1 pseudogene is annotated in these 426 nt (G+C 67.8%); it reads right to left on the bottom strand.

Annotated elements, in window-relative coordinates:
* Positions 1-426: pseudogene (locus ACM6G4_RS20690) on the bottom strand (NAD(P)(+) transhydrogenase (Re/Si-specific) subunit alpha); the annotation flags it as partial.

Raw genomic sequence — 426 nt, 5'->3', positions numbered from 1 at the left:
TTCGACGACCACCTGATCGGCCACGGTCAGCGGGCAGTTGCCGCCCTGGGCCGCCGCGAGGTCGATGACCACCGACCCCGGCTTCATCTGGGCCACGGTTTGCGCGCTCAACAGTGTCGGTGCCTTGCGGCCGGGAATCAGCGCGGTGGTGATGACGATGTCAGCCTGCTTGGCGCGTTCGTGCACGGCGGCGGCCTGGCGCTGCATCCAGCTGGCCGGCATCGGGCGGGCGTAACCGCCGACACCGACGGCGCATTCACGCTCTTCATCGGTCTCGTAGGGCACGTCGACGAACTTGGCGCCGAGGGATTCGATCTGCTCTTTTACCGCCGGACGCACGTCAGACGCTTCGATCACCGCCCCCAGGCGTTTCGCCGTAGCGATCGCCTGCAAACCGGCCACGCCAGCACCGAGGATCAGCACGCG

The organism is Pseudomonas sp. IT-P258 (assembly GCF_949767825.1).
In the GTDB taxonomy this organism is placed as follows: domain Bacteria; phylum Pseudomonadota; class Gammaproteobacteria; order Pseudomonadales; family Pseudomonadaceae; genus Aquipseudomonas; species Aquipseudomonas monachiensis.
Note: the sequence above shows the minus strand (reverse complement) of the source record. Positions and strands in the feature narration are given on the sequence as shown.